General features: G+C 43.7%; 34 protein-coding genes. 2 read left to right on the top strand and 32 right to left on the bottom strand.

Annotated features, from left to right (window positions below; genetic code table 11):
• Positions 1-10: 10 nt before the first annotated feature.
• The 25 genes from H6A12_RS03875 to H6A12_RS03750 form a co-directional block, all read right to left on the bottom strand.
• On the bottom strand, positions 11-334 hold the full coding sequence (locus tag H6A12_RS03875) for a hypothetical protein (protein WP_204444946.1): 324 nt from the start codon (positions 332-334) through the stop codon (positions 11-13).
• Positions 324-608, bottom strand: coding sequence for a DUF6809 family protein (locus H6A12_RS03870; RefSeq protein WP_204444943.1), 285 nt, complete (start codon positions 606-608; stop codon positions 324-326). The genes H6A12_RS03875 and H6A12_RS03870 overlap by 11 nt, the downstream gene beginning before the upstream one ends.
• Positions 595-867 (bottom strand): hypothetical protein, encoded by a 273-nt coding sequence (locus H6A12_RS03865; RefSeq protein WP_204444942.1) that lies wholly within the window; start codon positions 865-867, stop codon positions 595-597. Before H6A12_RS03865 ends, H6A12_RS03870 begins: the two co-directional genes overlap by 14 nt.
• Positions 868-932: 65 nt before the next feature.
• Positions 933-1,274, bottom strand: coding sequence for an MBL fold metallo-hydrolase (locus H6A12_RS03860; protein WP_204444938.1), 342 nt, complete (start codon positions 1,272-1,274; stop codon positions 933-935).
• Between the two features lie 378 nt (positions 1,275-1,652).
• Positions 1,653-2,570 carry a serine hydrolase domain-containing protein gene (locus H6A12_RS03855; protein WP_055263063.1) on the bottom strand — a complete coding sequence of 306 codons (918 nt, stop codon included), beginning with the start codon at positions 2,568-2,570 and terminating at the stop codon, positions 1,653-1,655.
• A 106-nt stretch (positions 2,571-2,676) separates the two neighbouring features.
• Positions 2,677-3,705: a glycoside hydrolase family 172 protein gene (locus H6A12_RS03850; protein WP_224761702.1), complete on the bottom strand. Its 1,029-nt coding sequence runs from the start codon at positions 3,703-3,705 to the stop codon at positions 2,677-2,679.
• Positions 3,706-3,818: 113 nt separating this feature from the next.
• The gene (locus tag H6A12_RS13295; protein ID WP_215672965.1) at positions 3,819-3,917 is read right to left on the bottom strand and encodes a hypothetical protein; all 99 of its coding nucleotides are present in this window, start codon (positions 3,915-3,917) and stop codon (positions 3,819-3,821) included.
• A 237-nt stretch (positions 3,918-4,154) separates the two neighbouring features.
• Complete coding sequence (locus tag H6A12_RS03840) at positions 4,155-4,346, bottom strand: hypothetical protein (protein WP_015520126.1); 192 nt, start codon at positions 4,344-4,346, stop codon at positions 4,155-4,157.
• Positions 4,347-4,721: 375 nt separating this feature from the next.
• Positions 4,722-5,114 carry a pyridoxamine 5'-phosphate oxidase family protein gene (locus tag H6A12_RS03835; RefSeq protein WP_204445004.1) on the bottom strand — a complete coding sequence of 131 codons (393 nt, stop codon included), beginning with the start codon at positions 5,112-5,114 and terminating at the stop codon, positions 4,722-4,724.
• Between the two features lie 64 nt (positions 5,115-5,178).
• Entirely contained in the window at positions 5,179-6,528 is a 1,350-nt protein-coding gene (locus H6A12_RS03830; RefSeq protein ID WP_204444932.1) for an ATP-binding protein, read from the bottom strand.
• Positions 6,529-7,194: 666 nt separating this feature from the next.
• Positions 7,195-8,361 (bottom strand): tyrosine-type recombinase/integrase, encoded by a 1,167-nt coding sequence (locus H6A12_RS03825; RefSeq protein ID WP_204444928.1) that lies wholly within the window; start codon positions 8,359-8,361, stop codon positions 7,195-7,197.
• 91 nt (positions 8,362-8,452) lie between these two features.
• Positions 8,453-8,671 (bottom strand): helix-turn-helix domain-containing protein, encoded by a 219-nt coding sequence (locus tag H6A12_RS03820; protein WP_087375964.1) that lies wholly within the window; start codon positions 8,669-8,671, stop codon positions 8,453-8,455.
• A complete protein-coding gene (locus tag H6A12_RS03815) occupies positions 8,668-9,033 on the bottom strand; it encodes a type II toxin-antitoxin system PemK/MazF family toxin (protein WP_117705380.1) in 366 nt (121 codons plus the stop codon). The genes H6A12_RS03820 and H6A12_RS03815 overlap by 4 nt, the downstream gene beginning before the upstream one ends.
• A gap of 564 nt (positions 9,034-9,597) precedes the next feature.
• Positions 9,598-10,026 (bottom strand): RNA polymerase sigma factor, encoded by a 429-nt coding sequence (locus H6A12_RS03810; RefSeq protein WP_204444922.1) that lies wholly within the window; start codon positions 10,024-10,026, stop codon positions 9,598-9,600.
• A gap of 468 nt (positions 10,027-10,494) precedes the next feature.
• On the bottom strand, positions 10,495-10,683 hold the full coding sequence (locus tag H6A12_RS03805) for a cysteine-rich KTR domain-containing protein (protein WP_204444919.1): 189 nt from the start codon (positions 10,681-10,683) through the stop codon (positions 10,495-10,497).
• Between the two features lie 22 nt (positions 10,684-10,705).
• Positions 10,706-11,422, bottom strand: a complete 717-nt coding sequence (locus tag H6A12_RS03800; RefSeq protein ID WP_204444917.1) for a flavodoxin family protein — start codon at positions 11,420-11,422, stop codon at positions 10,706-10,708.
• 2 nt (positions 11,423-11,424) lie between these two features.
• The gene (locus H6A12_RS03795; protein WP_204444915.1) at positions 11,425-11,997 is read right to left on the bottom strand and encodes a TetR/AcrR family transcriptional regulator; all 573 of its coding nucleotides are present in this window, start codon (positions 11,995-11,997) and stop codon (positions 11,425-11,427) included.
• Between the two features lie 101 nt (positions 11,998-12,098).
• Positions 12,099-12,299 carry a cysteine-rich KTR domain-containing protein gene (locus H6A12_RS03790; protein WP_345941218.1) on the bottom strand — a complete coding sequence of 67 codons (201 nt, stop codon included), beginning with the start codon at positions 12,297-12,299 and terminating at the stop codon, positions 12,099-12,101.
• Positions 12,280-13,077: an alpha/beta fold hydrolase gene (locus H6A12_RS03785; RefSeq protein WP_204444913.1), complete on the bottom strand. Its 798-nt coding sequence runs from the start codon at positions 13,075-13,077 to the stop codon at positions 12,280-12,282. Before H6A12_RS03785 ends, H6A12_RS03790 begins: the two co-directional genes overlap by 20 nt.
• Entirely contained in the window at positions 13,074-13,418 is a 345-nt protein-coding gene (locus H6A12_RS03780; protein WP_204444911.1) for a hypothetical protein, read from the bottom strand. The genes H6A12_RS03785 and H6A12_RS03780 overlap by 4 nt, the downstream gene beginning before the upstream one ends.
• A 155-nt stretch (positions 13,419-13,573) precedes the next feature.
• On the bottom strand, positions 13,574-13,894 hold the full coding sequence (locus H6A12_RS03770) for a hypothetical protein (protein WP_204444909.1): 321 nt from the start codon (positions 13,892-13,894) through the stop codon (positions 13,574-13,576).
• A complete protein-coding gene (locus tag H6A12_RS03765; protein WP_204444907.1) occupies positions 13,854-14,216 on the bottom strand; it encodes a helix-turn-helix domain-containing protein in 363 nt (120 codons plus the stop codon). The genes H6A12_RS03770 and H6A12_RS03765 overlap by 41 nt, the downstream gene beginning before the upstream one ends.
• Positions 14,213-14,659 carry a hypothetical protein gene (locus tag H6A12_RS03760; RefSeq protein ID WP_204444905.1) on the bottom strand — a complete coding sequence of 149 codons (447 nt, stop codon included), beginning with the start codon at positions 14,657-14,659 and terminating at the stop codon, positions 14,213-14,215. Before H6A12_RS03760 ends, H6A12_RS03765 begins: the two co-directional genes overlap by 4 nt.
• A 305-nt stretch (positions 14,660-14,964) precedes the next feature.
• The gene (locus tag H6A12_RS03755; RefSeq protein WP_204444903.1) at positions 14,965-15,264 is read right to left on the bottom strand and encodes a plasmid mobilization protein; all 300 of its coding nucleotides are present in this window, start codon (positions 15,262-15,264) and stop codon (positions 14,965-14,967) included.
• The gene (locus tag H6A12_RS03750) at positions 15,261-16,343 is read right to left on the bottom strand and encodes an AAA family ATPase (protein ID WP_345941217.1); all 1,083 of its coding nucleotides are present in this window, start codon (positions 16,341-16,343) and stop codon (positions 15,261-15,263) included. Before H6A12_RS03750 ends, H6A12_RS03755 begins: the two co-directional genes overlap by 4 nt.
• Positions 16,344-16,875: 532 nt before the next feature.
• On the opposite strand from H6A12_RS03750, the gene H6A12_RS03745 reads away from it, so the two are divergent.
• Positions 16,876-17,841, top strand: a complete 966-nt coding sequence (locus tag H6A12_RS03745) for a DUF6076 domain-containing protein (RefSeq protein WP_204444899.1) — start codon at positions 16,876-16,878, stop codon at positions 17,839-17,841.
• A gap of 99 nt (positions 17,842-17,940) precedes the next feature.
• Positions 17,941-18,594 (top strand): hypothetical protein, encoded by a 654-nt coding sequence (locus H6A12_RS03740; RefSeq protein ID WP_204444897.1) that lies wholly within the window; start codon positions 17,941-17,943, stop codon positions 18,592-18,594.
• Positions 18,595-18,814: 220 nt separating this feature from the next.
• Here the strand turns inward: H6A12_RS03740 and H6A12_RS03735 are convergent, their stop codons facing one another.
• The 7 genes from H6A12_RS03735 to H6A12_RS03705 all read right to left on the bottom strand — a co-directional run bounded on the left by H6A12_RS03735 (position 18,815) and on the right by H6A12_RS03705 (position 24,720).
• On the bottom strand, positions 18,815-19,099 hold the full coding sequence (locus H6A12_RS03735; RefSeq protein WP_204444895.1) for a DUF6809 family protein: 285 nt from the start codon (positions 19,097-19,099) through the stop codon (positions 18,815-18,817).
• Positions 19,086-19,358, bottom strand: a complete 273-nt coding sequence (locus H6A12_RS03730; RefSeq protein WP_204444893.1) for a hypothetical protein — start codon at positions 19,356-19,358, stop codon at positions 19,086-19,088. The genes H6A12_RS03735 and H6A12_RS03730 overlap by 14 nt, the downstream gene beginning before the upstream one ends.
• An 86-nt stretch (positions 19,359-19,444) precedes the next feature.
• The gene (locus H6A12_RS03725; protein ID WP_204444891.1) at positions 19,445-20,560 is read right to left on the bottom strand and encodes an ABC transporter permease; all 1,116 of its coding nucleotides are present in this window, start codon (positions 20,558-20,560) and stop codon (positions 19,445-19,447) included.
• An 11-nt stretch (positions 20,561-20,571) separates the two neighbouring features.
• Positions 20,572-21,597 carry an efflux RND transporter periplasmic adaptor subunit gene (locus tag H6A12_RS03720; protein ID WP_204444889.1) on the bottom strand — a complete coding sequence of 342 codons (1,026 nt, stop codon included), beginning with the start codon at positions 21,595-21,597 and terminating at the stop codon, positions 20,572-20,574.
• Between the two features lie 15 nt (positions 21,598-21,612).
• Positions 21,613-22,464, bottom strand: coding sequence for a carbohydrate ABC transporter permease (locus tag H6A12_RS03715; protein WP_204444887.1), 852 nt, complete (start codon positions 22,462-22,464; stop codon positions 21,613-21,615).
• Between the two features lie 15 nt (positions 22,465-22,479).
• A complete protein-coding gene (locus H6A12_RS03710) occupies positions 22,480-23,370 on the bottom strand; it encodes a carbohydrate ABC transporter permease (RefSeq protein ID WP_243415282.1) in 891 nt (296 codons plus the stop codon).
• Positions 23,371-23,397: 27 nt separating this feature from the next.
• Positions 23,398-24,720 carry an ABC transporter substrate-binding protein gene (locus H6A12_RS03705; RefSeq protein WP_204444885.1) on the bottom strand — a complete coding sequence of 441 codons (1,323 nt, stop codon included), beginning with the start codon at positions 24,718-24,720 and terminating at the stop codon, positions 23,398-23,400.
• Positions 24,721-24,732: the final 12 nt, after the last annotated feature.

Raw genomic sequence — 24,732 nt, 5'->3', positions numbered from 1 at the left:
GAAATTAGTGTTATTTTATATTGTCGGTTGAATATGGTTTAATTTCTGCTGTTTTTCCCAAGGCTGAGATTATCACTGTATGCTCCGATTCGTTAATGATTTCAAACTCGTCTACATCGGAGTAGTAATTTTTAAGCCGATGCGGAGACAATATCTGAAAGCATATATTCATTTCTTCTCCGAACAACAGTGAGTCCTTAAACATTCCAATATGCTTAAATACTGTCAGCGGTTTGCTTTCACTGCCGTCATCATAAATGTAGGTGATCTTTTTAATAATATTTTCTTCATCATACAAATAAATCCTTGCCTTTAATGCTGTTTTACTGTTCATCTGTTTCCTCCGTGCAGTACATTCCTTCCACTGTCAGCTTCATGCCAAGCCGAAACCCTTCTATGAATGACCTAAGTTCGAATGCGCAGTGCATTTCACTCTCTGCATCTTTGCACTTTTGAAAGATGTCTTTTTGCTGTTCTGTGAGCGTTGCCAACAGGTCATTTTCGTTTTTGACTACGAGACGGAGCAGTGCGGATTCTCTGCCGGTCTTCTTTATATCCCGCTCATATGGATGAATATTTCCGTAATATAAATCTTCAAGCGTTGTCATCTGAAACTTCCTCCTCACGCAAAGAGAGCGGCTCTGCATCGGTCATTCCCGATACAAAGTCACCCTCTTGTTTCATTTTTTCTGCCGTTATTAGCGTGTGTTTTACGGTGAGAAGCTCTATCCAAAGCAATCCGTCATAACCGTCCGGAATGCCGTTCGTGAACAAATCCTTGATAACCGCTCCCATAATTCCGCCGGCACCGTACTTTTCACCGCCGCCCTCGCCCCGGTATAATTCTTCTATGCTGATTTGTGCCATGATAATACCTCCTTTGCAATACAAACACATACCACAAAGGAGGTAAAAAGTCCAGAGAAAAATGTTTATAATCTGATTGATTCGCCGGGCTTTACAATCAGAGCGCCGGGTACTGCAAGTTTTTTTGCCCGGTCCATATCAAACAGCTTTCCGGGCGACATATGCACGGGGATTGTATGATTTGCAGCAATCAGCTTCGCACAGCGGATCGTTTCCGGAACATCCATGGTGTAGGTAAAATCCATCGGTAAAACAGCATAATCAAGGTTTCGTTCTTCCAGATGCGACATCTGCTCTGTCTCTCCGGTGTCGCCGGCAAAATAAACCGAAACGCCGTCCACTGTTACGATGTAGCCGACGCATTCCGATTTGTTGTGATGATCTCCTTGTAACATAATTTCATTCATAATAACATATTTTATGTTATTTCTTTATAATCGACCTGGTTTCTATGCATATTTAGGTAAGGTATACGATTATTATTAAAAGTACAACCACATAATATGTATTGCAGTCAAATATCATAAACAAACCGACACTTAACCGACATTCAAACCGACATTTTTATGTAAGTGAAAAGAAGTCCCCGAAGGAACTTCTTTCGCCACAAATCATATTCTTTTTTATCGAGGGAAGTCCGGTTGATGATCCTACTGTTTTACAAAATAGGAGTACAATGGGGGGTACAAATCCCATCCACATTCCCTAAAAGCCTTGATTTTAAGCCTTTTCAGCCAAAAGTACGGTTTCTGGGCAAATTATAGCATATTGTTGCAAGTCTATTCTTACAATTCCATCAGAAAATGTTCATGCAGCGCACGTTTCACCTGATCGAAATTACCTCGCTCCGGACATTGGATGGAAACAACCAATCCCTTCTCTGGGAGAATCGTTGTAATCTGTCCGAATGCGCCATCAGCACGATAGGATCCTGGATATGGACTGATCCAGAACTGATAGCCGTATCCTACATGCCAGAGATCAGCAGATGGCTCGAAGGTAAATTTCGGGGTGGACACCTCCTGCACCCAGTCCCTGCTGACAATCTGCTCGCCCTTCCAGTTACCCTCAGCCAGATAGAGCTGTCCCAGTTTCATCATCTCGGTACAAGTCAGATACATACCTCCGCCGCCATTCGGATGTCCCTGTGGATCATGCTCCCAGAGCGGCCATCCCATATCAAGGGGCTGGAATACCTTCTCATACAGATACTCTCCCATCCGCTTGCCAACGGCCCGTTCTACCATATGAGCAGCCAGAATACTGTCGGCAGAGGAATAGCAGAATGCACTGCCTGGCTCCACAGGAACCGGCTGTGCCATCATATATTTCTCATAATCCGGTGCGCCGACGCCCGGACGTCTGTCCGCATTCATCAGAAGTGCCTTACCAAAGCCACTGGACATGCAGAGCAGATGTTTCAACTGAATCTTCTCCAGATTTGGATCCGGATTTGAAGGAAGTTTATCTTTAAACACTTCCGCCACATGATCTTCCAGGCTTAGTTTTCCCTCTTCCATTGCGAGTCCAACTGCTGTTACCGTAAAACTCTTGGTATGTGAATAAATATTTCTCGGTGCATTTGCTGCGTAGTGCATCTCACAGAGTACCTTGTTCTCATCTCCGACACTGATAGCTTCCAGCGGCAGATTGTGGCTGCTGGCATAACGATGAAATTCCAAAAACTTCTCTTCCAGTAACATAATACCTCTATCCTTTCCGGCAAATCTCTGATGTCAGTCCGATATAACCGATGCAACGTATCGCAAGGTTAAAACCAATCTATCTGACATCTCCAATCTGGTTCTATTATCTCATACACATCTCTGCATCTGTCGGCAGTGGCATCAGCGGTGCGGACGGCAGGGTCTGATACCAATAAGCAACACTGGTGTAATCATCGTAACGCGGTCCGGTCCAGCCCATGTTGTCGAGTGTCATACGAAACTTATTCTCAAAACGGATCGGGTCTGCAATATGGAAATGATACAGCAGGAATCTCTGTTGTCCGTTATAGAATTCCCGGTTGTCTCCATAGATTGCATACATGCCGGTATATAAGCCGCTGAAGGTCTGATAGCTCTTGATGATGATGTCATTTCCAAATCCATAGGAACCGCCGAAGTAGTCTTCAGTTCCGGTATAGTGGATAGACGGATACGGATCATCGTCCAGATACATGCGGGCTTCGCCTTCTACCCAACAGGTATTGTTGCCATTCATACCAGTTGCCAGAGTCACACCAACAAATTGTCCCCTGCCTTCGATTCCGTCAACGATTGTGTAGGTACGACCCTTCTGAACCGGGTGCTCTTGGCGATAGGTGGCATGGAAATAACCAGCCTCCGCCGGAATCTCCTGATAAGCTCCGGTGATAATATAATAGAGATTTTCATCCTTGTCACCACGGTTTTCCATCGTGACCCGAGCTCTCTTATGGAACGGCATCTCAAAATAGCTGTTATAGCCGCGACCAGGAGCTACCAGCATCATGGCAGAATTCAACACCGGATATTTGCCATCCCGGTCCACGAAATTTTCATCATATGCACATCCGAAGAATGCAGAGAGCGGAGCTTCCACAGACGGATATTCCTGATCATCCCAATACATACGGATGATAAAATGGTGCCCGACATATCCGGTAAACCACATATGCTGGATCACACCCGGTCCTGCAGCATCTACCAGAGTTACGGTTTCCCCTGCAGGAATCGTCACGGTCGGACGAAGCTTGGTGCAGTCACCGCCCTGGGAACCACCTGCGCGTACACCGGTTGGATTCTCTGCGGAAAATGCAAACGTTTTGGAGTTCTGGATCATACAATAGTTGTTCATATTCTTCTCCTCTCTGATCAAACCTGGATCATCTGAAATTATTGCTTACTACGCTATCGCATTTCTCTATTCACTATAACATTTATCTCCCATGAAGTGACAGAATTACAGAGTCATTCCGTCTGCGCCTTCTCATTTTCTTCCCGGATAATCTCCTTTAATTCTTTTCGCATCACATCCAGTGGAGCCTTCTGTCCGGTCCATAATTCGATCTGAGCAGCCCTCTGGAACTGGACATACCAAGACCATTCAGAATTTTGCAGCCCTTCTTCTCAGCATTTTTCAGGAATGCGGTCTTGGACGGGTTGTAGCAGGCATCAAAATAAAACTGTCCTGGCCTGATTAGTTCAAATCTTTGTATATGGGTTTTTGTATTGCCCGTGGTTTTGTGTTCTGTCACCGTATTGAAGGTTTTTCGGCTTTCTTAAGTGACTCCCTTGTGATCTTTTTCATATCAAGGAATGGCAGCCCGGATGATGCGTCTGCTCGACAATCTCCAATACAAGGCCGCCATCAATCGGCATATTCATCATGACGCATATAAGGTGCTGGCGGTTCTCATCCCCGATAGCGTTCAGCAGCTTCCGGCATTGTTTAAATTCCGCCTCCAGTTTATGGACCTCTTCGCAAAACAGATTCATGGTATAACCATCTCCTTTATTCAAGCGCTTAAACTGGTTATACCATAAATCTATGAACAAAGTTTATCTGTAAAGAAAATTGATACAGAGTTTTTCAAAATCGGTCCATCTGCACCAAAGCATCCTGCCAGCATTTCTCTCCTCCCCGCAGGAACTTCTTTCACCACAAATCATATTCATTTTTATCGAGGACAGTCCGGTTAACAAATTCCAACCCGAAAGCTTTGCTTTTAGGTTGTCGCGGTACACTCGCGCAAAATAGGGGTACAATGGGGGTACAAATACCATTCTCATTCCCCAAAAGCCTTGATTTTAAGCCACTTCAGACAAAAGTACGGATTCTGCCATGGCACACAAACATAATTTTCATATCCGTTAAAACTCAATCACAACAGGTTTGCTGGTAAAGGAGCTGATGGTAGCCGTTGCGTTTTTCATGTAGAATACCTGTGTGTTGCCGTCGTTTTCATGGTACATCCCGCGAAGATTCGGGTACGCGTCCAGCATGGACTTTTTCGCCTCGATACGGTCATCCTCCACAAGCTCACAGGCAACACGGATCCATTCCCCACCTGTAAATGCACAGATCTCCACCTTTGGGTTTACGGCAATCTGGTGGCTGACGGGTTTTACCTTGCCTGTCTGGATATAGAGTTTCCCCTCAAATTCGTTTATCGTCCCGAACGGACGCACTCTCGGCTGATCTCCCTCCACCGTCGCGAGATAATAGGTCTCTGCTTTTTTCAAAAAATCATAGACGCGTTTCATCATTTTTCTCCTTTCAAAAGTATATTCGTCAAAGAAAATAACATAATCAGCATTTGCCTTCACTTCAGAACTGCAAATTCTTATTACCCCAATCCGCGTTAAAAAACATAATGTAGTAGATCGGTATATAGGTTATCTTGCCTTTTTGCGTGACTTTTCTTTCGTTGGATACAACGAATGCTTTTTTGATATGATAATCTTCGTTTTGAACAAATGTATTCAATGCGCTGTGCACGGTATAGTCCTTACCCGACTTTACTTCGATCGGTACGGCAGAAAGGCTGTCATAATCATCAATCAGATAATCAACCTCACCCCTGCTGCGATTGTCATAATAAAAGAGCTTATGACCGTGCGCAATCAATTCACTGGCAACAACCGTTTCATACACAGAACCCAGATTGATACTTCTTTCATCATTCAGCACAGCTTTGATATTGTTTCCGTAAAGAATACCCGTAAGAATACCGACATCATTCAGATAAAGCTTCAGCAGATTCTTTCCGGTAGATTCGATCAGCGGGAATGTCGGATTGGAAATCGCCTGAACATTCAGTGCAATACCCGCACCGATCAGATAATCGAATTCATCCGCATAATGACCAAACGTCTTACCCCTCTTATTCTCTATGCTTTGTACGACAACTCTTTTTTTCTTATTCTCCATATTAGATGGAATCAGATCATAGATTCTGCGAATCTTCAATTTTTTTTCATCGTCATATTTTGAAGCATCTGCGGCATAGTAATCGTGAATTTCATTTTGAATATCACGGACTGCCTGAATGTTTTTTGTCTCAAGATAGGCGTTGACCGCATCGGGCAATCCGCCTACAAGCAAAAATTTGCGGAATAAATCTAGCATTTTATTGTGCATGGACTCATCTAATGTCTCCAATCGTTCAAACTTCTTACGCATGGAGGAAATCGCAAGTTCGTTCATTCCGTTCGCATAAAGGAATTCCTCAAAATCCAGCGGAAACATCCTGACCTTTCGGATGCTGCCCATTGGGATGGATGTGGTTTGTGATAGCGTAACACCTAAAAGCGATCCGCTCGCAATATAAGTGAACTTATTATCCTGCGATAAAAATTTCAGCAGAGTGAGCAAATGAGGATAAGCCTGTATTTCATCAATAAAAATCAGCGTGTTATCTTTACTCTTCATTTTATTCCCTGCGAGCATACTGACCTGCAGATAAAAATCTTCTACAGTTTTCGTATTTTCAAAAAGACGGTCGCCTAAAGAGTCCTCAATCATATTGATTTCGATATAATTTTCAAAGAGCTTGTTTCCAACATAATTGATGATGTAGGTTTTGCCGATCTGACGGGCGCCGTCGATTAAAAGAATCTTTTTAGAATCAGATTTTAAATGTTCTTCAATGAGAGATTCTATCTTACGATATAGCATAAAAATTCCTCCGTCGAAACTTTTCAAATACATTATAGCATAATAACAACGACATTTCAATATATGATTGCTATAACTTTTATGACATTTCAAATATATGAGATAGAATCCTCTGCTGAAATGAGTTTTTATTTTTAAAGGGAACCATCCCACACGACTTTTGGTGTTGTGCGGCGTAACACTGCTTTATTGATGCACTGCCAAACGGGTGATTTTAGGGACAAAACAGGGGCATTTCTATGCGGAGTTCTAATCATTTTCATTGGATTTTGATTAGAACTGCTATATCATGATAAAAATCCGCGACTTAAATAACGGAGGTGCTTCGGCAGATTTTAGGTGCAAAAAAGTCCGCAATCACGGGGGTTGCGGGAGTTCAGTTAAGGTATATTATCTTCCATCAAATTCCGCCAAGTTCGTTTTTTGACACTTGACTCGAAATCAGTTGTACCTTCGGGTACCGTGGGTTCGAATCCCACCCACTCCGCCAGAAAACTCAGTCTGCAAGCGGTTTTTGCCGTTTGCAGGCTTTTTCTTTTTTCTGCACCTTTGGGATTTTTCCGTGAGTTCTCTCCTGAAAATCGGTAGTTCTCTCCTAAATTTTCCGAGATTTGAACTCTGGATATGTAGTTGGCGTATCCTTAGTAAAGCGATACGCCGCAGAAGCTATGAAATAACCTCTAATGCGCCACTCAGACCGTTTACCATTGCGTCAGCCGATGACAGCTTGGAATTGTAATCCAAATGGGCATATACATTTGCCGTAGTTGAAAAATCGCTGTGTCCGAGCCATTCCTGTATCTGCTTCATAGGAACACCGTTCGCAAGAAGCAGCGAAGCACAACTATGGCGCAGGTCGTGGAAACGAATATGGCGCAAATTGTTCTTTTCAAGCAGCTTTGGAAATGATGCTGTGAGATAGTGCGGAGAAATCAATGTCCCCATCTCATCTACGCAGATATACTCCAAATACTTTTTGTTGTAGCATCGTCCGCATACCCGCCTGTATTCTTCCTGCTGTTCCTTGAGCTTTAGGAGCTTCTCTTTGAACGCAGGAACAAGGGGCAGCGTTCTCATACTCGATTTGGTTTTGGTCGTATCCTGTGCTATCTGGATATGCTTGCCGTCAAGGTTGCAGGAAGTAACGGTATGTCTAATGGTAATCGTATTGTTTTGAAAATCAATAGCGTCCCATTTTAATCCCAGAGCTTCACTTCGCCTCAATCCATAGAACGCACCAAGAAAAATCGGTATTTCAATCAGCGTTCCTTTGGCGGCTTCAAATAATGCCTGTACCTCGTTGCTATCATAGAAGCTGCCGATAAACTTATCAGCTTTAGTGCGTTCCACTTTATCCGCAGGATTGACAGAAATAAGGTCAATCTTTACGGCATATTTCAAAGCCCTATGGATAACGGAATGGTAGTGGATAACCGTGTTGGCTTTTACTCGCTTCAACTGTTTCATATAAAACGCCTGAATGTCTGTCGCCTTTATTTCGGAAAGTGTGATTTTTCTTTCCTTGAAATACGGAATGATAACGCTCTTTGCCATACCTGAGTACGATGAGTATGTGGTAAGTGCGATAGTCGGCTTTGCGATTTCCAACCATTGAAGCAGAAAATCCGAAAACAGCATATCGTCCTTTATGGGTTTACACTCAGGCACAAAGGTCTGCCTTGTTTCCATCAGCATCTTTTCCGCTTTCTTTTTATTTCCCTTGACAGGCAATCCTGTCGGCAACCATTTCGTTTTTCTTTTTCCCGCAGCATCGGGATAGCTCAAAACCATATAAAAATAGCCTTTTTTCTCTTGCAGATGTCCTGCTACCATAAATATAACCTCCTTTGCGTAGCACCGACTTCTGCTGTTGACCATATACATTGTAGCAATTTAAGCCAAAGAAGTCGAATGTGCAAATTCTTTAATTCTCCGCATTTCGCAGACCTAACCTCAAATAAGAAAGAAGATGGGCTTTTGGTACTTTGTACGCTCTGCCCACCTTCAGGTGTTCTATTTTGTTTTCACGGAGTAATTGATAACCTGTTTTTGTGCTGACACCAAGAGCCTTGCTCATTTCATCAACGGTTAAAATGTCTGGGTATTCTTTTAAGACTAACGCATATATATCTCCAAAGTTCATAAGCTCCTCCTTTTTTCAACTCCGATACTGATGAGGAGAGGAAATTCAAGCGATTTCAAATACTGCTCATCAAGGTGTGTGAGATGTTCTTTCAAGCGGCTTTTATCAATCGTGCGTAACTGCTCAAAGAGAATGATTGAGTTCGCAGGAAGCCCCTCAATTTGCCCCAAATATAAGTGTGTAGGTAATTTCTTCTTTTTGCGTACACGGCTTGTTATGGCGGCAATAATGACCGTAGGACTGTGCTTGTTTCCTATATCATTGGAGATAACAAGTACAGGTCGTGTTCCTCCTTGCTCCGAGCCGACAACAGGGTTTAAGTCTGCGTAGTAGATGTCACCACGCTTAATTGTTTTATCCATTAGTTTGACCTCCTATCTGGATATAAGCAGGTAAGCTCTGCCTATGTAATCAGCCAAACACAAGGAAGTTTTTAAGGTCGGGAGAGCATAAACAATTCTCTGTTTCAATAGACCGCCTTGTATTTGGCTTTATGATAGAAGCATCTCTATTTGTCCTCGACACCCCGAAATGCTATGGGAAGTCGCCAAACGGTCAGCAGCTAACTGACACCACGGGAGTTCCACCCCAACTGACGGTCTGCCAGAGCCGCCCTCATTGCCTGCGACGGTTTTATCACGCTCGGACTGTGACTGGACGGGAGTATCATTATCCTCTTTGCGGGTTACGGCGAAATCGGTAGCTGCCCGATATTTTGAGTAGGTAGTTATCGCTCTCTGCCTTGCGGCAGGTCGTGGCGTACCTCTCGACACGCTTATGCTCATCACAATCGCAAAGAGAAGGTATTTGACGAATGATTATTCGATTGTCAAGGGGCAGTCCTGTTTTTGCCACACAAAGGAAAACAGGGTGTGAGGATTTTGTCCTCTCACCCTGTAGCCCGTGGGGAACAGCGATTTTCCCCTCTACTCAAAAAACTTTTTTATTTTTTCTTTGAGCCTGTCCAATCGCCTGTAAACAGCTTTCTCCGTAATGTCGAGAGAATGAGCTATTTCACGGGTAGAATAGCCTTGTATTTTCATCAAGGCGATTTGCAGGGTCAGCTTGTCCACATTTATCAAAACCTGATAGAGCTGCTGGTTTTCGATACTGTTCAGAAAGTCCTGAATCGTCTTTATTTCGGGCTGCTGCATATCATCAGCAACTCCCTCAAGGTATGTACCCGCTTCCTGCATACGCTGATAGTACCGCCTGTCTGAATTGAAAATCGCCCAATCGTGAGAACGGAGCGTTTCAATAGTGCTTTCATCAACGCCGAGCTTTCTTAACTGTTTTTCTTCGGCTTCTTTCCAGAGCTGCCATTTCTTTTCTTCTTTGGCTTTATTGTAAGCCATACCGTTTTACCTCCAATCTGAATTTTTTGAAAAATCCAGATTGAAAGGTGGCGAACGGCAGCCCACGCCAGATATGGGCTTGTCCTTTATTCCGACAAATAACGACAAACAAAAAACCGCAAAGGCAGTCATACCTTTGCGGTTATAAGCAATATAAATTCTATTGTGTAGATATATAGCTTCTACTTTAGAAGCGTAATAGTACCACGAATAACTTAGGATTTTTTTAACAGATTATCCTCACTTATTCGTGATGCTATGTAGGTAACTGCTGCTTCTGATAAACAGCAAGGCGCTCAGGGCAGACCAGCGCATAAAAAATCCCTCCAAACTCAAAACGGGTTTAGAGGGCTGAGCTATTTTTATTCGGGCGTGACAGAACAGCCCACCAAAGCACCGTTTTTTTATTCGGTGGGCTTGTTCAAATATAAGAGAAAGAGCCGATGAGCTGTGAGTTAACTCACAAGTTCATCGGCTCTGCGTCTTTGCGTCTGGCTCTTTGATGACGGTTACATATAGTTCCTTTACATTTATCAAAGTTTCCTGTTTACATTTCGGACAGTAGAGAGGATAGTTCTTCAATACCGTATCCTCTCTAAGCCTGTCACGAGTTTTGCTGCCACAAACAGGACAGCGTATCCATTCTGTTTTATCCATAGGCGCACCACCATATATAAAATTATTTCCACGGTCTGACGCTACCAAGCCAGCCCTGTTCCGCCCAATACTTTCCGTCAAGGTATTCGGGGTCTGATTTATGTATGGATTTCTGCATCATACGACAGACAAAAAACTTAAATTTCGTAATCAGATTTGTGTATGCAGGTTTTGTATAATCTATATAGGCAAATTTACGGGATAGTTTTTGAATCTTTCCCGTAAGCTCAGCTTGTTTCTTTTGGGAAAGTTTTTCCCAAACAATATCGCCCATCAAAGCACCAGTAAATATCCCAATTTGAGAAATTCCCCACCAAGATAAACTATGCTTTATATCTTTCGCCGCTGATTTTGCTCCACTACCCAAGCATTGCGTTATGATAACAGCTCGCTTTTCAAACATTTCAGGAGCCGGGCGATGCGGCATCCAACGATAGGCGAGATGATCAAGAAATGCTTTCATTGCACCAGTAGCATGAAATACATAGGCAGGCGATGTCATTACAATCAAGTCTGATTCCAAAAGTGATTTTTCGATTTTTTCGATATGGTCAGCGTCCTTACAGTTTTTTTCACCCTTTAAGATACAGTTTGTGCAACCGATGCAGAAACTCGGACAATCCTTGGGGAGAAAATATTCTGTAATATTCGCTTTATCCCTAAATGCTACTAAAAACATCTCTTTCAAACGGTAGGTAACACCGTGCTTTTCTGTTCCGTTTATGACTGTGATTTTCATGATTACACCTCCAGAATGTCGTGAAGTATCTGCGTGTGAAAGGCGCTACGATTATCTTTTTGGCTCAAATCAATATTCAACATTTTTGATATTGTTTCGTGCCGCAAAAATGTTTGCTGCATAATAGTTATTAGGCAGAAAGTTTTTCGCCTTACAGTTGCCGTATCCCAATCGGGGCGGCAGGCAGAAACAAGCGAAAGATATGCCGCATAGGTTCTGTAAGTATTGTCGCATTCTTTCGGCGACTGCATATCCGTGAGAACTGAAATTCTGGATACAGCGGCGTGTTCAAACAAGAAATCCAGCGTCATATTTCCGAGATATTCCAACTTCTCAAAAGAGGACAGTCCTTCGATTTCTTCCCGTATATTCTGGAAGCGTTCTACGATTCCATTTATAATGCGTTCTACACACGCTTCTATCAGCTTATCCTTACTGCCAAAATGGTAATTTACAAGTCCTAAACCGACACCTGCATTTTTACATATATCACGGACGGTTATCTCCTCTAAATGTTCACCGTTTTCCTCAATGAGTTTAATCGTCGCCTGTATGATTGCTTCTTTATTATCCATACCAACATCTCCTTTTGAACGCCGTTCAATTATATTATACTGAACTGTGTTCAAAAAGTCAAGGGGTTTTAACATATCGACGACTGTGATTGCTCACAAGTTCATCGGCTCTGCGTCTGTGCGTCTGGCTCTTTGATGACAGCTATATGTAATTCCTTTGCATTTATCAAAGTTTCCTGTTTGCATTTCGGACAATACAAAGGGAAATTTTTTAGTTCGGTATTTTCCCTTATCATTGTTCGGGTTTTATTGCCGCAGACAGGGCAGCGTATCCAATTACTTTTAGTATTTGCCGTATCCACTTAACCAAAATTCCTCCATAGCTGCATTAAATTTATCTGGTGTGTCCATATTCACACAATGTCCAGCTCCCTCGAAAATAATCACACAGCATTCTGGTTCATTTTTCTTCCACATTTCTACTGCGGATAGTTCCATTGGAATATCATACTTTCCGCAGCCAATAAGCAAAGGATATTTCCTTGGTTCTGTCTGCCGAACATTTACCATACTGCTTAAAGAAGATAAATACATAAATGACTTTTTAGAAAATTGAATATTCATCTCGTAAAAATCCTTTTGAGCCTGTAAAGTATAAGCAGATATTTTTTTATTCGACTTTGCAAACCATTTAATTGAAAATATAGCTTTAAGCATCATAAGTGTCTGTGATGCGCTATTTTCTTTCTGCATTTTTGCATCAAAATTGTTTATATCATAACCGCCGAAACAAGCAAGTGATTGTACTGCTTCTGGATACTGGTTTGCAAAGTCTTGAGCTAATACAGCTCCCAATGAAATGCCGACAATATGTATCTTTTCAATTTTTTCTGTTTTTAGGATTTCGCTTATCCACGCCGACATTTTATCTATACTATCACCTTTTCGCACTTTCGTTGATTTACCGTGACCAATAATATCAAGAGTAAGAATATTGTATTTATCCCGAAAATAGTCGATTTGGGTTTGAAACATATTATGATTTACAAAAGCTGCGTGAATAAAAAGTATCCATTCTGTTTTTTCCTTTCTGCTGATATAATAAACAATAGGTGATTTCTCTAAATGGTATTGCTTCATATTTCTCCATTCCTCATCTTTTCTAATAAATTCTCGAACCAATCAATATTAAATTTGATTATATCTTTGCCATATAGTGCAGATACAAATTGATAATTATCCGTGTTTTTCAAATACAGTTCGCCGTATTCCGTGAGGATATTTTCTTCCTCTGTCAAGGGAACTTCTGGGGCGTTGCCGTCCTCTGCCTGTGCCTGCTCTACAATTTCGGCAATATTCTCAAAGGCTTCGGTCTGTTCGGCTTCGTCGGCATAATGGTCGTAAATGTGATAGCCGCAAAAAGCCGCCGTACCTAAAAGGCACACGGCGGCAATCAGACAAATATACTTTTTCATTTTCATACGGTTACACCTCTCCAAATTTGGTAGTCATCAGCTTGTAAAGCTCGGTATTGCGTGGGAACTTGTTGACGAACGGAACAAGGGAGCTGCCGACTTTGAGCAAGCCCTGACCTGCACCGACATTCGTGATATAACTCATCTGAAGGTCGGAGATATTAAATCATGGAATGGTAACTTTCGACGGTGTTCTTCTGCAGATTCTGCTGTATCTTTTTAAGATAGCCGCACATATATTCAAAGATCGGAATATCTGACGGAGGTCGGTTCCCTCTGGCAAGCCTTTCGGCGTATTCCTCCTCAAACTGTTTAACTACCTCGCGGAAGGCTTTGTTCACTTTAGACTTATTGCTTCCCTCCGGCAGTCCCAGAGAGCGCCATACTGGTTTGCTTTTTCCGTTCTCTTTCGTCTGGATCACGGCGTAGAGCCGTCCTTTTTTAGGCTGTACGCTTGCAGGAAGGGTGTTTGCTGCTGCCATGGTTCTTAGCTCCTTTCTTATTTTTCTTCTCCGCGACACACACAATACCACAAGTGTTTTGAGAAGTCCAGACAATATTTGAAGCCATTTTCGTGAAAGTTACGCCGGGGTGCGAAGATGCTTTTTCTCCCTGTCTGAGATACTTTATAAGTTCCGATTTTGCGATTCTGTTTTCTCTGCCGACTTTTACAGCCGGAAGTTTTCTTTCTGCGATCAGCTTATACACCGTCTTGGTGCTGACACGCAGAATCTGCGCCGTTTCTTTTACATTGAGTGCGGCGGGATAGCCGCATAGTGATTTTGCGATTTCTTTTTTGGTCATAGATTATCCTCCGTATCATTTTCTTTTTCATTTTCAAACCAGTTGTCGTTCAGCAGTGACTGCAGATCAATTTTGCCACGTGTCTTCGCCACGCGGACATTTGCAAACCGCCGGAGCAGTTCTATATCATCAGGACTCCATTCAGTATCCTGATAAGCAATGATCTGACACAGCATATCGAGCATAACGGCATAGCGGTAAAGCCCTTTGGATAACCGCGAAGCAATCGGACGGACTTCGTCCCGAATCGCCTGTGACAGTTCCTCGGTAAGCAATCTGCCGTGAGCACCTGTGATCAGCTTGTCAATATATAATTCCAATGCCTTTGAGACAAAATCGGAAAAAGATTTTGCGCCTGCTTCACCAAACAGAATTTCACATCTTCTGGCAAGCTCTTCGTCCATATAAACAGTCTTTCTGACTGCGTTTTTGTTTTCGTTCATATCAGTTTTCCTTTCTGGTTATTGTTTATTATCCGCCGTACTTCACACCCTGAAAACAGTCAAACACGGCGGTTATTGCCTGTTTTTCACACAATCGGGGTGTGACATCTTCTTTACAACCCGTTCGTCATAATACACAGTCTCTTTTTACAAATCCTTATTTTCAGCAGAAATCCCCGACCGGCACTGCCGGACGGTGTTGTTCGGGGCGGTGTGAGACACCGTCCCTTTCTCCTGCTTCATTTTCGACCGTCTGTCGGGGTGCAGTGCCGTACACCGTTTGTGCATAATACACGATGTCTTATTTACGCACCGCGGGCAAGACTGAACAGCTGTTGATAAATCATTTCCTGACGGTCTATGATTTCTTCCCATTCCAGATAACCGGATTCCGCATTTTTGCAAACAGCTTTTTGCACCTCGGTCAGTTTTTTTAATATAACTTTCACTTGTTCTGTCATCACTGTTTGTGTTGGCAAAGCGGACAGCAAAATATAATCGGTAACGGACAGTTTCATTTTTTCGGCTCCGGCTTTTAAACGGCTTTTTTCTTCTGCTGTCAATCGTATCGTAAGGCTTTCGGTACGGCTTCTTTGATTTTTCATTTGAGTACCTCCCGTGTGTCAGGGACGCAAGGAACGGAAGGAACGCAAATTTCACCGCACGGTTCCTTTGCGTCATTTACGGCACTTTCGTCACCGGCAGAAGAAAAATATATTTTCAGATACCGCTGTCCGTTCGAGCGGCTGTTTTCATAAAATACACCGTTTGTTTCAAGTTCATAGCGGCATCTGTTCATCATCTGCTTAAGCGATTTAACCGACAAATCAAAACCGGAATACAAACAAAACTGCTCAGCGAATTCTGTATTGTTTCCGAAATACTTTCCGGTGGACTTCATAAAAGAAATCAGCGCGGTCATTTCTTTCGGCAAGAGAATTTGCGGATTTTCAAGGCTGTCGGATACTGCTTCCCACAGACATTTTTCTTTACAGAAACGAAGCTCAATCTCACGGTAATCAATATCCCTTCCGGTGCAATAGAGCGTGGCGCCGTTCTGACTGCGTCGGCTTACATCCAGGATATATGCCGCGTCTGCCGCACCGCTGATTCCTGTCGAACCGGAAAGCTTATTAAACGGATCGCTGTCTCCCTGCTTACGGAGATGGTGGACAAGAAGGATTGTTATCTTTAATTCGTCCGCCAGTGCTTTTAACACACGGATTTCCTGATAGTCATTTCCGTAGGAAATATCGGTATCGCTTTTCCGGACAATCTGAAAGGTGTCGATTGCCGCAATCACGGTATCCGGGTGCTCCGATACAAATTCTCTGATCTGTCCGCAAAGTCCTTCCGCCATTGTCTTTGCACAGACGGAAAAGAAAATATTAGGCGGAACTTCATCGGTAATGATATTGAGCCGTTCCTGAATGCGGGCGTAGCTGTCTTCAAGACAAAGGTACAGCGCTGTTCCGCGTTTCGTTTCCATATTCCAGATCTCTTCACCCTTGGCAATGCGCACGCACAGATCAAGTACCAGCCAAGACTTCCCGATTTTCGGCGCGCCGCCGAGAACACACAGTCCCTGCGGCAGTAATGTTTTCACAGCATATGCAGTCGGTTCAAGCCGCATATCCATCAGTGTCTCACCGTCGATGACAGTGAGTTTTTCATTTTCTTTCACAGATATATTTCTCCTTTTCATTTTAATTCCTGTTGCTGACTTTCTTTCTGCTGACAAAACACCCATATCTGTCATCAACTCCTTGCTCTTAAATTAGGCTTTTCAGAAAAAGCTGTACGGCATTTCTGCCACTTTGTAATCCCATGATTTGTTGTTTATTCTTTTCTTCTGTTTTGCACCGCAACGGCTATCGTTCACCTGTAATGTTTTGCCTTCATTACGTATTCATCAGAAACCCGTTAAAGTTCCTTACCCGGACGCAGAGATAAAAACAGCCGACGCGCTCGCATGAAGGTCATCGCGCATTCCCTTTTCGCTGTTCGCTCGCTCTCCGCCAAAGGCGTGTCATGGCGCAGCTCTTACTTTGTCCTTTGTATCTGTCACCGTTACGGCTATTCAATTGTCATTGGTGCTTTTTCTTTCTGCCTGTTTATGATATAATTGTAACAAGCAGAATCAGAGAATAAATGTGAGAGTAATCTTCACTGTTTTTCATAAAGTTTACTTCAAGACACGGGGATGGCTGCAAACCATGAATCAACCATACGGACTGTATGTAATCGCAGAAAAAGACGGCAGAATCAAAAGAAAGCTCGTCACAAAATCCGGAACGGAAACCGTTGATTCCGTTTCGGTTAAGGACGAGCTGATAAACTTTTCTGCACGCGATATGAGAACATATTTATATTTCATGAAAGAGACTGAAAAATGCGCCGATGCCATAACAGAAGCAATTTACGAAAATAACGGCGAAATCAATATGGATCATTTTGATGCATATCTGAAAGAGGTCAATATATTTCTGGAAAGTCTTAAACCCGAACCGGTCATTCAGACGCTGACGCAGGCGTTTCTGGAAGACAGTGTACAGGAAGATGACGGCTCCGCTATGTTTATATGTGAAGCTATGCCGGAAATACAATACTGCATTCAGGAACTGTACGCATTCAAAATTGTGCTCGACAATATTTTTCTTGATTATATGAAAGACGGGAAAATAGACGGCGGGCGTTATCCGTTTATGAGTCATTCGGAATTTAAAACAATTCATCTTCTTGACGGTACGGTCAAAACACAATATTTGTTCCGTGCTCCCGTAAAGTATTATGTTTTTCTTCTGATGCAGTTTTTATCGGAAAACCCCATGATTGCACGATGCGAAAACTGCGGAAATTTTTTCGTTCCGAAAACCAGAAAGAAAACACTTTACTGTGACCGTATTATTGCAGACGGAAAAACCTGCAAGCAGGTTGCGCCGAAGCAAAAGCATAAACAGCTTGCCGAGAGCGATCCGGTTATCGAAGCATACGACCGTACACAAAGAAAAATGTATAAGCGGCTGGAACGTGCCGCCGATATGCCTTTTCAAAATGTCCGGTACATGGACTATGAAATGTATGACAACTGGATGAAAACTGCGCAGAACGCAAAGAAGGACTATATTGCCGGCAATCTCACTGCAGAAGAAGCACTTGAGATAATAGAGGTAAACGATTAAAAAATTATGTTGACTTTTTATCTTTTTGCAGTATAATATAATGATTTAGCAATTATGCTATTTGGTCGGACGGGGGAATTGTTGAAAGGAAGAAAAGAAATGAAACATGATTTTCAATTTATATCAAAGCATTCCCCTGAAGTGAGCGAGGCGTATCAAAACATACAGCTGATATTAAATCAGGTGCACAGAGATCTTTCAAAGCATTACACATTTCAGGCAAAAGCAGTAGGAAGCTACTCCCGAAATATAATTACCAGGGATATGAAGGGGAATACCGGATTTGATTTTGACTTCAATATCTATCCCAATGACGATGAGAACAGCTTTTTGGCAAAAGAAATTAAGCTGTTATTTAAACAATCGCTGGATAAATTTGCACGAAACTACGAGTACGATTACGCAGAGGACTCGACCAGAGTTCTAACCATTAAAGTCAAAGACAGACAAAACTCCCGTATCGTGCACAGCGTGGATTTCGCGTTTGTAAATGATTATGAAGATGAGGAGGGAACCACCTGCCAGGAATATATTTGTTTCAATAAAAAACACAATTCCTACTCTTGGAAAGAACAATCGCAGGGCTTTTATATGCTTCCTGAAAGGATTGACTGGCTGAAAGAAAATGATCTTTGGATTAAAATGAGACAAGTGTATCTCGACAAGAAAAACAGAAACGAAAATCCGGATAAACATTCTCGGTCTTTATTTGCCGAAGCCGTAAATGAAACTTACAAAAAATTCTTTGACTGACCGTTGTAAAAGCACTGTTGAAAGATGTGATTTCAACAGTGCTTTTTGTTCCCGCTAAAACGGCGTAATTTCCGCCGTTTAGGGGATGAACATCTCTTTTTCGGCAACTTCCCTGTATATGGTGAATGCGCGTTTAAACGCGTGCACAGGTGCTTTACAGCGGGCGTTTTCGCCTATAAATAAAGCCAATTTGCAGCTTGTTTTGAATGCAGCTTTTGCTTTAATCTTCGTCTGTTTCCTCCGTACAGTACATTCCTTCCGCTGTCAGTTTCATACCAAGGCGGAATCCTTCAATAAATGACCTCAGTTCAAATGCGCAGTGCATTTCACTTTCTGCATCTTTGCACTTTTGAAAGATTTCTTTTTGCTGTTCTGTGAGCGTTGCCAGCAGGACATTTTCGTTTTTGACTACGAGACGGAGCAGTGCGGATTCTCTGCCGGTCTTCTTTATATCCTGCTCATATGGATGAATATTTCCGTAATATAAATCTTCAAGCGTTGTCATCTGAAATTTTCTCCTCACGCAAAGAGAACGGCTCTGCGTCGGTCATTCCCGGTACAAAGTCGCCCTCTTGTTTTATTTGTTCTGCCGCTGTCAGCGTGTGTGTTACGGTGAGAAGCTCTATCCAAAGCACTCCGTCATAACCGTCCGGAATTCCGTTCGAGAACAAATCCTGGATGACCGCTCCCATAATTCCGCCGGCACCGTACTTTTCACCGCCGCCCTCGCCCCGGTATAATTCTTCTATGCTGATTTGTGCCATGATACCCTCTCCTTTGCAATACAAACACATACCACAAAGGAGGTAAAAAAGCCAGAGAAAACTGATAATAATCTGAATCATCGTGTTCACTTGTTTTCCTTCGCAAGCCATGAAATCTTTCGCACCATCCGAAGCACGACAGCAAACAGTACTGTGTACAGGACCCATGTACAACCCGCAAGCAGGAAGATCCACTTTCCGCTCACAAACGCATACGACCGCCATTCATCAAACAGCGCGCTCCCGTGAAATTCCTGGATGTTTCCGATCCACTTCGTGATATAGTGGGAAACATCAAACAAATTCTCTGTCGGCAGCATTGCAGATGGAAGCGCCGCATCAAACGATGAAAGCCAGAAAATCAGGATAGCGCCCAGCAGAAATCCAAGAGAAGCACCCCAATACGCTTTTGGAATCCGCTGTGTTTTGATATAGCGCAGATATCCCTTTTTTCCCTGCCGCCACGCATAAAACAGCAGTACCACAATCACAAGGCTTCCCGCATAGAACCAGAACAGCCCTGTTAAAAACCGGTAAACCGCGCGCAAATCCCGATAATTGGTGCATGTATCGGCATCGACCAGCTGTCCTGTCCACTCATATACGCGGTCGGACGCCTCCGCCGTAAACGCAGCCGCATCCGGATCAATGAGCAGCGTCTGACAGCGCAGTGCTTTCCAGTTTTCGAGCGCACCGTACGGCACATACACCGTTTCCCTGTTGTCCGCCGAAAACTGCCGAAGCAAGGAATCATCGCTTTGATATACGCCGCAGACGGTGTATTCCTCTTCCCCGATTGTAAGCGATGCACCGACAGCATCCGTTGTAAAAAACAGTTCGGTCGCTGTCTTTTCACTGATGACTGCCCAGCGGTTTTCCTCCACGCTGTCGGCAACCGAAAAATAATTCCCGTTCACAAACGAAAGCGAAACCCGTTCACCAAACCGCTCATCGGTAAAAGTAATCTGTGCCGGAACCGGCTGTTCACTTCCCGGCTTTGCAATCATTCCGTTCTGCGTAAAGGAAAGCGACATCTGCTCCGATTTTAGATCGGTAAACCGCATATAAACCGTTTCATCAAGCGGAAAGCTGATCGCATCGGGATATGTGCGCTCCGCCGCTTTGATTAGGTTCTGCCAAGCGAAAAACGAACCGAGGAACAACAAAAGACAGCTGCACGCGCAAATGATGTTTCGTTTCATATTCGCTCCCTCTATTCTACAATCTTCACATCCGCACCGTCAACCAGTGGTTTTGATGTATTCACAACAATGCGGTCTGTCCGTTCGAGTTTCACCTGAATTGCCGCATACCGGTTGTTCTGTTCGAGCACTGTCACAGGCATGAGCCGCACCGTCAGATTCTCGCCGAAAATACCAGGCTGCGCATTCACCACATAAATGGCATCGCCGTCTCCTGTTTTTTGCAGGCTCGAACGCGGCACAACCGTTTCATAGGTTGTAGACGGCGGTGTCATTGTGACAGTTGCTGCATCGGTCGTAAAAATGTCGCGCTGTGCCGCAAACGCCGCTGTCATGGTCACCATGCCTGTTTCGTCCGGCAACGAGATCTCAGAAATGGGCGGCTTGCCTTGAAACAGCAGTGATTCACTGTTTGAAACAATGCATTCCACAGTGTCCTCAAGCTCAAATTTGCCGGCATTCTGCATCGGCACTTCCCACGTGACATCATACGATGTATGTGCCGTTTTTACGCGCACAAGCGTCCCGGTCACTGTCTGGTTCGGCTTGCAGCTTACCTCGCATACGATTCCGTCCTTTTTCGCGACAACGATCCCGTCTTTCGGATAGATCTCATCGTGTTCACGAAGTGCAAGTTCCGCTTTTTTAAGATCAATCTGCGCCTGTTCCCGTTCCATACCCGCCGTACTGTTTACACGGGCTTGCGCCATTTTCTGATTCAGCACAAGCTGCTTCCGTTCAAGATCCGCTTTCTCCGATTGAACCGTCATCAGTTGCTGTCCGGCTTTTACTTCGTTTCCGACCTGCACATCAACGGTGAGCACTTCCCACTCCACCTGTGCAGTCACGTCCTCTGTGTTTCTATATCCGATCTGCGCGGCGTAGGTCATCGGGTCTGTCAGCGACCGGGTTGTGGGAGAGGCAACGCGCACATCCGGCAGCATCAGACGATATACCGTTCGCGACAGCATGGTGCACACAACCATGAGAATCAAAAAACCTACCGTCAATCGAATGATGATCTTTCTCTTTTTCACAACACTCCCGCCTTTCTATTTCAGACTCGAAAAGGCAATGCCTTTGGTCAAATCGTTTTCAAACAGCCAGAATAACAGCAGTACCGGAATCATCGCCAGTACGCCGCACGTAAACGACAATCCGAGATTCGACGAATTAAAGTGCGCCAAAAACACCGACAGCGGATAACGCGACGGATCGTCAAGATAAATAAGCGGCTGTTCTACCATATTCCAATAATCAATAAAGCTTAAAATGACAAGCGAAACAATTCCGCTTTTACAGCTTGGCACGATGATTTTTCGAATCAACTGAAACTGATTCGCACCGTCAAGCTTTGCGGCTTCCAAAATGGCGTCCGGCATCGTCGAAAGGATCTGCCGCATCAAAAACACGCCGAACGGCGAGAAAATACCGGGAAGCACCAGTGCCCAATAGGTATTCAAAAGACCGATTTTTTCAAGCACAATATAATTGGAAACGAGCGTAACCTGATACGGCATCATCATCAGTGCAATAATGACAAACATAAAGAAATTCCGGAATGGAAGCGCAAATTTTGCGAGCGCATATCCCGCCAGCACGGAAACCACAAGCTGTCCGATGACGATTGCCGACGTCAAAAACAGCGAAATCCAGAATTTCATCAGATAGTCCGGCCGTCCGATAAACACCTTATAATAACTGTCAAGCGAAAACATGTCCGGAATCAGATGAAACGCCGTCGTACCGTTTTGCGCGTTGATTCCCGCATAGTAATGGTTAATCTCCGACGTTGCCATAAACGAATTGCACACCGTGTATACCAGCGGCAGCAGGATCACCACCGAACATATGAAAAGCATTCCATGCTTGCCGTAGAAAGCAAATCGTCCTTTTTTCTTCATGCGATCAGCTCCTTTCTACATCTCATATTCAAAGAATTTTTTCCGGGCGAAAAAGTACAGGCAAACTAAAGAAATAATCACCAAAAACGTCAGAAATGCCGCCACCGAGAGCCGCTGATAGTTTAAATTTTCAAAGTTATTGTTCATGAAATGCTGTAACAGATAAATGCTTGTATGCGGCAGTGTACCCGACAGCAGAAATGCTTCCCGGAAGCTTTTGAACGAATTGATGATCGAAATAATCACCACGAAAAACATCGTCGGCATTAAGAGCGGCAGTGTCACATACCGGAGCGTTTGAAACCGTGTCGCACCCTCTAACCTGCTCACTTCATACAGCTCATCCGGAATGCCGTTGAGTCCTGCCAAAAGCAAAATGATGTTATAGCCGACGTTTTTCCAGATATACAGTCCGACCAACAGGCTGAACGCCATATCGGAGTCGAGCCAGTTCACCGGCACAAGTCCGATTTGCTGCAGCCATGTGTTCACGACGCCGGAATATGCGAAGAACACCTGGAATGCCATGACCGCCGATGCCACTGGGATGACGAGCGGAAGCAAGAAGATACTCCGATACCACGACACACCGCGGAATGCACGGTGCAGCACCAGTGCCAGCAAAATCGACAGCACCATAATCAGCGGTACGCCGATGAGCAGAAACTTGAACGTATTTGTCGCTGCAATCTGAAACGCCGGAGACTCGAACACTTCGGTATAGTTATCGAATCCGACAAACGTAAACTCCACAACGCCTTTTGTAAACGAATACACGACGCTCAGCAAAAACGGTGCGACATAAAACACAACGAATCCGATCAAAAACGGCGAAAACAACGCAAATCCAATGAGCTTGTTTCGCTTTGCCATCGTGAGTCCGCGATGTTTTATCCCTGTGCGCATATGATCACCTCCAAACGCTGTTTCTGTTTACTCCGTAATATACACTTCAAGGCGCTTCTGCACCTGATTCATAAATTCGTCTGTTTCCATGTTTCCTGCATAGTAACTGTCAAACAAATCCGACAGCGCATACTGCCAGGTACTCGGTATGACGATATTTGATGTTTTTGATGGTTCAGGAATCTGATCCCGATACGGTTTATATCCGTGATCCACACAATTCCAACTGTATCCATTGTTCACAACATTCTCTTCAAGCAATGCTTGAATATAATCATATGCGATCGTTTGATTTTTGCTCGACGCAGGAATTGCTACCCAACGCAGTGCATAATGGCATGTATATAATCCGTTTATATCTTCTACTGCAATACTCACCCAATCTCCCATCATACCATCCCTTTCCGGATCTTCCGGATAGGTTCTATATAACAGATATTTTTGCTGTTTATATGCTTCCTTCTCAAAGTCATATGTTCCCTGATCTCCGAGTCCTGAATTCTCAATATCGGTTGAGATTGTGCGCAATGCTTCCACAATCCGTTTGACCGTCGGATTATCAAAATCTACTTTTCCGGTCTCATAATCTGCAATTTTCAAGCCGCAGACGTCAAATACTACCGATTTCAGTATATGAAATTGATAATCCGGCATGATCGATGGTGCATTTGGATCATCGCCATGCTCTTTCACCCAATCCGCACATAACTCTAAAAACTTTGTCATTTGGGCGCTTAACATATCCGGATACTCCTCAAGAGTCGGTTCCGGCAATGAAAACCCCCATTTTTCCGCAAGTTCTCTCGTTGTCCGATATACGAGAAAAGAATCTAATATCGGTACAAATGTCCATTGGTTTTCTGACGCAATTGCTGAATCAGAATTCACTCTCATATATGTCGTGGTGTCAAGCTGACCGTTTTCCTCTGCCAGTGGATTTAAATCCGCAAAGGCACCGTTTTTCATCAATTTATACCAATCGGGCGGTGTTGCTTCCGGCCACTCAAGATATGTAGCATCTCCCATTACAATATCGCCCGCCTGCCCTTTTCGTAAATCGGAAGTGATCTTGTCATAATACTCCTGAAGCGGCGTAATATCTGTATCTTTATTCTCTCGCGAATCAAGCATCATATATTGTGATGCACTCCACCACTTTGGATCGGTTTCGATATCCGGATATGTCTCCAGTACATTTTTCTCTGCTGCCATATACCATGGATCATTTCCGTTAGAAAGAAAATAAAAGGAAAGCGAGTCATTTTTCTGCTCCACGGTTTTGCCGCTGCATCCACTTAGTAAAATAGAAATTGTCAACGCGATTGCCATGATACCTGTTCTTTTTTTCATTGTCATTTCCTC

Source organism: Merdimmobilis hominis (assembly GCF_016901855.1).
Lineage (GTDB): Bacteria > Bacillota > Clostridia > Oscillospirales > Ruminococcaceae > Paludihabitans.
This window is presented reverse-complemented; position numbering and strand designations above follow the sequence as displayed.